This is a genomic window from Bacillus sp. B4EP4a (genome assembly GCF_006680105.1).
GTDB lineage: Bacteria > Bacillota > Bacilli > Bacillales > DSM-1321 > Peribacillus > Peribacillus simplex_E.
The window spans coordinates 1-8,412 of the sequence record NZ_VHIK01000063.1; the positions used below are offsets into that span (position 1 = coordinate 1).

Here is an 8,412-nt window from a genome sequence, read left to right on the forward strand (position 1 = left end):
CGGGGTAGATCCCACTAATTTGCGGATTGTGACCACTTTAAACGGCCGCGTTGTCCAAGACGGAAATACCAATGAAATGTCTCTAAGCATTCCGTTTCTAATCAGCTGGCTTTCACAGGTAATGACACTGGAGCCAGGTGACATTTTGGCTACGGGTTCACCATCTGGCAGCTGCCCGATCAAGTCGGGGGATGAAGTCGTTGTTGAAGTCGAGAACATCGGTCGATTAACTAATGATGTTCAGTAAGATTTGCCAGCAATCTTAATAACCACGAATGATAAATAGTTAGCAAAGATCGGAGCTGTCTTTAAGGCAGCTCTTTTTCTTATGGAACTAAAGGGGCAGGATAGTGAGCACTCGAGAGATATAGCTATCATACTGAGGAGTTGAACACTATTAAAACTAAAATTGTTCAAATGATGAAATATTTTGCTACTTCCATTGACATTTGTTTTGAAAAAGATTAACATGAAATCAACTTCACATGAAGTTAACTTCATGTTAAATAAACTTCACTCCAGGTGAATAAGTTGGTTAGGAGAGGTATGATTGAAAAATCTATTCATACAGCGTTTTTTAGTCTCAACTGTGATAATTATATTGGGAATCATTCAAATAATTCTCGATACATCACTAAGATCAAATTTTGGTTATATCATAGTATTCCTAGGTGGAATAATTTTGTTGTACTCAACAATTTCTTACATTACATCCCGTAAGAATAAATCACTAGAAAAGGAATTATCGAAGGAGTACGACGAAAGAGATGCTTTAATTGATGGGAAAGTTGCTCGCTTTTCCTTGCATATTCTTATGTGCGAAATTTTTATTCTTATGTTTATAACTAATTTTGTCGTTATCCCAACAAATACTGCATTATTTGTTGTCTTAGTATCATTAATGATTAGTCAAATTGGGTCTAGAAAGTATTACAATCTTGTCCTTTAATTCGGAGGATTTATGAAAAATAGAGTAAAAGAATTGCGAATAGAAAATGGAATAACGCAACAACAATTAGCTGATAAAGTAAGTGTATCTTCTAGAACAATCATCTCATTAGAAAAACAAAAGTATAATCCATCTGTGCTACTTGCGTATAAAATAGCATCAGTTTTTAATTTATCAATTGAAGAAACTTTTATTTTTGATGAGGATGACAAATAATACATTTCACCAAGATGCACATATTAAACAAACAACGGAGGAACATAAATGCTTATTGTATTATTTATTTTTGGGGCTGTTTTAATAGTTTGGGGTATTTATCGTATGAAAACAGATGATGGCTTATTTGGAAAAAAACAAAAGAGTAAAAACATATTCAATTTACTGCTAATGGGAGAAGCTTCAGGATTAGGGCAATTTTTGAGTGGAGTTCTGTGTATTATTATAGGGATTATCGCATTTATTTTGAAGTAGTTATATATAAGAATTTTCAATTTTTCACTGAAATATTGTGAATGAAATCACTTAAACAAACGGGTGCGTTAGCTGAAGATCAGAGCTGTCATTATGGCAGCTTTTTCTTTATGCAACTAAAGGGGCAGGTTTGTTGAACAAGTATTGAAACTTTATTAATTTAGGAATCGTATAAAAGAGAGTAATACGGGTAGGAAACGATAACGATAAGGGATGAAAAATAATGGAAACTTGTAGCAAATGCGGCAACGTACTTACGAGAGCCTATATTTCTGGAATTCAAGGAGAATTTCAGATAAATAAAGAACCAAGAGGTTTTTTCACGGATAGTCCGATTTACAGCAAAGTTTCTCCTTATGTTTGTTCTAAATGTGGGTATATAGAGTTCTATGTCATGTATAACGGAGCAGGTTAATTGAAGAAGGGAATTAAAAAGAGGATGCAGTGCAAACTGTATCCTCTAATCTTTTGCTGCACGCAGTATAGTCCGTTGTAGGTTCAGCTACAAAATAATCTGGGATTGAGTGGTTAAAGATTTATCGATCTAAATCTAAACGTCTTTAGTTATATCATACTTTAACAATTGTCGATGCTTATAAAATTTTTCAAAAATAATACCCATTAAATAGAAAAATAACAAACCAAAACAAATGTGAATGAGTGTAAATTTAACTCCAAATGAAGCAAATTCATATACAATAACCGGTAATTTTGCAGTTGTCCAAACTCCTAAAAAAAATACAATATAGCGTATGCTTGCTCCTTTTTTTAATAATAGTGCCGCAATTGGAAAAGCTACGTAGAGGGGACCAGCTGCAATTACTCCTAATAATAGGGAGAACAAAATGCCATAGATGCCGGATTTATCTCCCATATATCTTATAAGTGTTTCTTTCTCCACCCATTTGTCAAGCAAACCTACGAATATTAAGACAGGAGGGAGTAGAAACAGCATATCTAAAATGCCATTTCCTGTTAATTGAAATGCATTCCATCCCACCGATTGGTTTATAAAGGTAAGGATAATGAGCCCAAATAATAAAATGAAAAAGAAACGATACCTTTTTAATTCATTCATCCCATCACCACCCAAATAATATATGAAAATATTAGAGACATTACCACTGCAGATACGTTGCGAGAATAGGCAAAACTTCGCCCAAATATCTTTTGTTCCATAGGTAAAGTTGTGATTCCTACGGACATTAATGTAGACATTAATACAGCTACTTGAGGGAGTCCTGCACCATTTTGGACTAATGTGTGTCCAAGAGGAAATACAACAAAGCTTGGAACTAGTGCAATAGAACCAATTAATGCTGAATAAACAATACCTGTCAATCCAGATTTTTCTCCAATGATTGAAGAAATTAAGGATGGAGTTAATATAGATAGTGATAGCCCAACGAAAAGCATAATTGATAACATGTCAGGTATAATATTACGAAAACTTTTCCATGACTTTAATAGAGCATCTCTTGTTTTATTTCGATCTTTTATAAAAGAAATACTGAGAAGAATGATAGCCATAGCGTAAAGGATAGTACCATTAATCATGATTAGACTCCTTCCATTCTTTGTATTTATTTAAGAAAAATGATAAGTTCTTCATTTTTTCTTCTATATCTATTTGAAAATCTTCTAATTTTCTTTTTCCAACTGTAGTAATTTTATACATTTTTATCAGCTTATCTTGATTAGATGTGTACAAATAAGACTCAACAGCACCTTCTTTCTCTAATGTTTTTAATGTGCGATAAAGAATGGCACTATCAATTGGGTTGATGGGAAGCTCTTCTTCACATTTCTGCAGGAGTTTCCCTCCATAGCTATCTCCCTCTGTTAAAAACAGCAGAAGAAATGCACCTGTATGTCTCCCTGTATGTTTCATGAAATATATAACCCCCTAATTTAAATTTAAAATTTTTTTGGCAACCTTACTGTTAATAACAGTATACTGTTATCAACAGTAATGTGTCACTGACAGTATGTCCTTTTTTAAAAATTTTTTGTTCAATTTTTCAGTTCAGCTTTCGTAGGGTTAGTTGGATTGTAGCTTAAGAATGTAATTACAGTTCCATCTCGTGTGATGGCAGAACAAGCGGGGATATTGTTTAAGAGGAATCCATAGTTATCACCTATGACTCCCTTATAATTTAGAGACAGAAACATATTGATGGTTTAAGAATTTTGTCTTTTACTGATTTAATAAGAAAATAGAATGTGAAAGATTGCACATAAACTGCCATGAAAATAAGTTTCTTTAAAAATTAAAAAATAAGAAGACCCTGCTCAATCGTTTTAAAAAAAGAGGAGAGCGTTAATTAATTAGTCTATGGATTAGGGTTGACTGGATTAAGGTCAGTATCAGTATTGACACTTCCTAACCATTTTCATTCTTTGTGGTGAATCGCCGATTTTTGCGATTCATGGATGGCTAACGGGTGCGTTAGCTGAAGATTGGAGCTGTCTTTAAGGCAGCTTTTTCTTATAGAACTAAAGGGGCAGGATAGTTCAACAAGGATAATGGTTGTTTGTGGTAAAATTTAAAAGGACTGGTTGCTTAATTAGGGGGTGTTCAAATGGGGGAAGATAAAGAAACAGAAGAGTGATACAAGAACAAAGCCGATTATGGTTACAAGAATAAGAATTCCCGTACCTTTCAAACCTAAGCTACCAACTAAACAAGACCTCCACCGTGAACGCTGCTAGAAGGATTCCTTTTAATTCTTCTTGTCTTAATTTTTCTCTTCTTCTTTCAAGTTCTTATGCAACTAAGGGGCAGTTTGGTTGAGTAAGGGCTCAGATGGTTTTTTCTAATTGCTGTTTCTTGTTTATTTGGTATGAGTGCATCTGTAGAAGAGTTTGATCCATTAATTGAAACAGTGGAAGAAAACAATCTGAAGAAACTAAACGAATAGAAGAAATGTTTGGTGGTACCCCTAAGTGAAAGTTAATGGATAACATTGTGATATGTAGCAAATATATTGGGGATTATTGGTTAGTTATAATTCTTTACTAATCGTTCTAAAAAGGGTATGATTTAATCATGGTTTGAAATTCATGTGTTTATTTTAGAACGTTCATTCTATAATAGATTATGACGTTTGTTTTTGTTAGTATTGGTTCATGTATTTTTTAAAGGAGAAATAAAATGGCTAGAAGTAAAGAGTTTGACGAAAAAGCAGTATTAAGAAAAGCAATGGAGCTTTTCTGGGAACAGGGTTATGAAAAAACATCCATGCAAGATTTGGTGGATCATATGGGGATACACCGCAGGAGTATATATGACACATTTGGTGACAAGCGTTCATTGTTTTTAGCTTCCCTTAATCACTATGAAGAGCTCATCGTCAATGAGATGGAAAGCATCATTAGCAGCACTTCATCCACTAAACAGACGATACGTGATGTTTTTATTTTCGTACTGAACTCCATTGAACAATACCCAAAAGGTTGTCTATCAGTAAATGCAGCCATTGAATTATCTTTGTTGGACAAAGAAATTGGACGCATAGTTACAAAAATGTTTAACCGTACTGAAGATATGTTTAATAACCTTATAAAACGGGGCCAAGCTAGTGGAGAACTATCAAAAGAAATCGATTCTGATAACACATCTCGTTTCTTACACAACAATTTGGTAGGTATAAGAGTACTTATAAAAACTAATTACAATAAAAAAGAATTAGAAGGCATCATCACTCTAGCACTTTCAGTGTTGGACTAGCTTTCTTTTTTTGCTCTTTTTAGAACGTTCATTCTAAAATTAATATGAAACAAACCATCATAATGCATACTTATAAAATCGTTTTTTAATTTCTAAGGAGGAACACAAAAATGACAAACTTTAAAATACCAACAGAATCAGAATTTATTGAAGCAGATGGAACTCGTTACGCATATAGAAAATTTGGTACACAAGATGGTATACCAGTAGTATTTCTTGTTCACTTTAGAGGAACGATGGAAAACTGGGATCCAAACATGCTTGAACCTATTGCAAATACCCGCCCAGTAATCTTATTTGACAATAAAGGGGTTGGTGAGACCGATGGACTAACGCCTACTACAATTGCTGATATGGCAAAAGATACAGCAACTTTTATAAAAACTCTTGGATTAGAACAAGTTGACATTCTTGGTTTTTCCATTGGTGGCATGGTTGCACAAGAGCTAGCTTTACAAGAAGGAGATTTAGTAAGAAAAATTATTATGGCAGGTACTTCGCCTGAATCTGGTATTAATCCAAATCCAGAGATTTTTGAAAGAATGAATCGTCACGGCGGAACGGAAGAAGATGGAATAAATGATTTTATGTTCTTTTTCTACGAACAAACCGAAACAAGTAAATCTGCAGGAATGGCTTCACTACAAAGAATTTTTAATCAGAAAAAAGTAAACAGTTCAGAACAAGTAAAAGAGGCACAATTACAAGCCATTGCAAAATGGGCTAAACAAAAATCTAATCATGATTATGAATGGTTACAAAACATCAAACACCCTGTACTTGTTACTAATGGTGTTAATGATGTGATGGTACCGACTAAAAACAGTTATATCTTAACAGAGAATTTACCCAAAGCACAGCTGATTATATATCCTGATTCTGGTCACGGGCATCTGTTTCAATTTCCAGAACTATTTGCAGAACACGTAAATTCATTTCTTGATTCTAATTCTTATTAAAAAGGAGTATTCATATGAGCAGATTATTTGAAAAAGTTCGTATCGGAAACATTGACTTAAAAAATCGTATAGGTATGGCTCCGATGACTAGAAGTAGAGCTTTACCAGATGGTACGCCGAGCGATTTAGCAGCAGAGTACTATGGTCAGCGTGCTTCAGTCGGTTTAATTATAAGCGAAGGAACCCAACCTTCAGATGATGGGCAAGGTTACACTAATACACCTGGTATTTATACAGAAAATCATATTAAAGGGTGGAAAAAAGTAACTTCTAAAGTTCATAGTGAAGGCGGTCATATTTTTGTTCAGCTTATGCATGTGGGACGTGTATCACACCCTGATAACACACCTCACCACCGCCAAGCAGTTGCACCGTCAGCTATTGCACCTGGGGTAGAAATTTTCACGGCAGAAGGAATGAAAGAAATTCCAACACCAAGAGAATTGAGTGAGCTTGAGATAAAAGATGTTATCAATGAGTTTCGTTTAGCAGCACGTTCAGCAATTGAAGCTGGTGCAGACGGAGTTGAAATTCACGGAGCGAATGGTTATCTGATCCAACAATTCCTTAGTGAAAACTCCAATCATCGTCAAGATGCATACGGTGGTACGATTGAGGGGCGTTCTCGATTCGCTATTGAAGTAGCTAAAGCAGTTGTTGATGAAATAGGAGCAGAAAGAACAGGCATCCGTTTTTCTCCTCAAGGAACACTGCAAGGCATTGATGAGGGGGAAAATAGCCTTGAGATGTATCGCTATTTAATAAGTGAATTAAATAAGCTTAACCTTGCATATCTGCATTTAATGCACTTTGGAAACGAGCAATTCCTAAAAGATGTGCGTCAACTTTGGGATCAATCACTTCTTGTTAACCGTCCAGGTCGTCCTCTAGATCAACTTTCGTCTGATGTAGATAATAATCTTGCAGATGTTGTCACAGTAGGCACTTGGGTACTAGCTAATCCAGACTTTGTAGAACGGATTCAATCAGGTGCTCCCCTAAACGAACCTGATAAAAACACGCTCTATGCAGGAGGAAAAGAAGGTTATACAGATTATCCTTTCTTAAAATAGTTTATTTAATATGAATATCCCATCTAGGGATATTCATAATCTTTTTTCTTAGGTTCGTTATGAAAAGATACATGTACGTTAAATAAAAATGTGGAGGATTGTAATGAAAGCTTTAGCAATTGAAAACTACGGTAAAAAACCAAATTTTTTAGACTTCCCTATGCCCAAAATAAATAATGACGAGGTCTTAGTTGAGATATATGCGGCAAGTATAAATCCTCTTGATACAAAAATTCGAAAAGGTGAATTAAAATTATTATTGAAATACAAGATGCCGTTAATTTTAGGAAACGATTTTTCTGGAAAAATTGTTGAAGTAGGTACTAGTGTCACGAAGTTTAAAGTAGGTGATGAGGTATATGGTCGACCTAGAGCAAATAAAATGGGAACTTTTACTGAATATCTCTCTGTTAACCAAGAAGATATTGCATTAAAACCTAAAAATTTAAGTTTTGAAGATGCCGCCTCCATCCCTCTAGTCGGATTGACATCCTACCAAGCTTTACATGATATTCTGCGAATTGAAAAAGGACATAAAATATTAATACATGCAGGATCAGGGGGAGTAGGAACATTTGCTATCCAACTTGCAAAACATATGGGTGCTTTTGTCGCAACTACAGCTAGTGATGGTAGTGATTTAGTAAAATCTCTGGGCGCTGACGAAGTTATTAATTACAAGACAGAAAAGTTCGAACATTCGATTCGTGACTACAACGCAGTTCTTGATACCATTGGGGGGGCGACGTTAGAGAGATCATTTGTAACATTAAAAAAAGGAGGAAAGATTGTTTCTATATCTGGAATCCCGAATGGTCGCTTTGCTAAAGAAAACGGATTTAGCTCATTTAAAAAAACCTTATTTTCAATTGCAAGTTATAAACTTACGAAGCTAGAAAAAAAACATAATGTCCAATACACGTTTCTTTTTATGAAGCATAGTGGAGAGCAGTTGAAAACTTTAACAGAAATGTTAGAGTCAGAAGTGATTAAGCCTACACTTGATAAAGTTTTTATTTTCGAAGATGCCCAAAAAGCATTGGAGTATGCAGAGGCGGGAAGAGTGAAAGGAAAAATAATACTTAAATTAAAATAATTAGTCTTATCTAACAAACCTTTCCTTAGGTAGAAAGTGTTTGTTTTTTTAACTTATCGAGGTTGCTGGTGCGTTAGCATTCCTGTAGATCGTTAAATATCAGGTTTGAAAAAAATAGAGCCCCTCAGTAAGAT

Annotated in this window: 11 protein-coding genes; 7 read left to right on the forward strand and 4 right to left on the reverse strand. The window is 34.7% G+C overall.

Translation table 11 applies throughout. From position 1 onward, the window contains the following. The 3 genes from FNK51_RS24185 to FNK51_RS24195 all read left to right on the forward strand — a co-directional run. The coding region (locus FNK51_RS24185) for a fumarylacetoacetate hydrolase family protein (protein ID WP_181762336.1) at positions 1-247 on the forward strand (247 nt) is incomplete at its 5' end. A 714-nt stretch (positions 248-961) separates the two neighbouring features. Further along, positions 962-1,165, forward strand: coding sequence for a helix-turn-helix transcriptional regulator (locus FNK51_RS24190; protein WP_056522061.1), 204 nt, complete (start codon positions 962-964; stop codon positions 1,163-1,165). 48 nt (positions 1,166-1,213) lie between these two features. Continuing rightward, positions 1,214-1,420 (forward strand): hypothetical protein, encoded by a 207-nt coding sequence (locus FNK51_RS24195; RefSeq protein ID WP_141994973.1) that lies wholly within the window; start codon positions 1,214-1,216, stop codon positions 1,418-1,420. Between the two features lie 550 nt (positions 1,421-1,970). Here the strand turns inward: FNK51_RS24195 and FNK51_RS24200 are convergent. The 4 genes from FNK51_RS24200 to FNK51_RS27635 all read right to left on the reverse strand — a co-directional run bounded on the left by FNK51_RS24200 (position 1,971) and on the right by FNK51_RS27635 (position 4,086). Continuing rightward, positions 1,971-2,498: a permease gene (locus tag FNK51_RS24200; RefSeq protein ID WP_141994974.1), complete on the reverse strand. Its 528-nt coding sequence runs from the start codon at positions 2,496-2,498 to the stop codon at positions 1,971-1,973. After that, positions 2,495-2,977 carry a hypothetical protein gene (locus tag FNK51_RS24205; protein WP_141994975.1) on the reverse strand — a complete coding sequence of 161 codons (483 nt, stop codon included), beginning with the start codon at positions 2,975-2,977 and terminating at the stop codon, positions 2,495-2,497. The genes FNK51_RS24200 and FNK51_RS24205 overlap by 4 nt, the downstream gene beginning before the upstream one ends. Continuing rightward, positions 2,970-3,311 (reverse strand): PadR family transcriptional regulator, encoded by a 342-nt coding sequence (locus tag FNK51_RS24210; protein WP_141994976.1) that lies wholly within the window; start codon positions 3,309-3,311, stop codon positions 2,970-2,972. The genes FNK51_RS24205 and FNK51_RS24210 overlap by 8 nt, the downstream gene beginning before the upstream one ends. A gap of 676 nt (positions 3,312-3,987) precedes the next feature. After that, positions 3,988-4,086, reverse strand: a complete 99-nt coding sequence (locus FNK51_RS27635) for a hypothetical protein (protein ID WP_220127003.1) — start codon at positions 4,084-4,086, stop codon at positions 3,988-3,990. Positions 4,087-4,574: 488 nt separating this feature from the next. Between FNK51_RS27635 and FNK51_RS24215 the strand changes: the two genes are divergently transcribed. The 4 genes from FNK51_RS24215 (at position 4,575) to FNK51_RS24230 (ending at position 8,278) form a co-directional block, all read left to right on the forward strand. Then, positions 4,575-5,150, forward strand: coding sequence for a TetR/AcrR family transcriptional regulator (locus FNK51_RS24215; protein ID WP_141994977.1), 576 nt, complete (start codon positions 4,575-4,577; stop codon positions 5,148-5,150). A gap of 110 nt (positions 5,151-5,260) precedes the next feature. Next, positions 5,261-6,109 carry an alpha/beta fold hydrolase gene (locus FNK51_RS24220; protein WP_141994978.1) on the forward strand — a complete coding sequence of 283 codons (849 nt, stop codon included), beginning with the start codon at positions 5,261-5,263 and terminating at the stop codon, positions 6,107-6,109. 14 nt (positions 6,110-6,123) lie between these two features. Next, positions 6,124-7,182 carry an alkene reductase gene (locus tag FNK51_RS24225; protein ID WP_141994979.1) on the forward strand — a complete coding sequence of 353 codons (1,059 nt, stop codon included), beginning with the start codon at positions 6,124-6,126 and terminating at the stop codon, positions 7,180-7,182. 103 nt (positions 7,183-7,285) lie between these two features. Then, positions 7,286-8,278, forward strand: coding sequence for an NADP-dependent oxidoreductase (locus FNK51_RS24230; protein ID WP_141994980.1), 993 nt, complete (start codon positions 7,286-7,288; stop codon positions 8,276-8,278). Positions 8,279-8,412 lie beyond the last annotated feature (134 nt).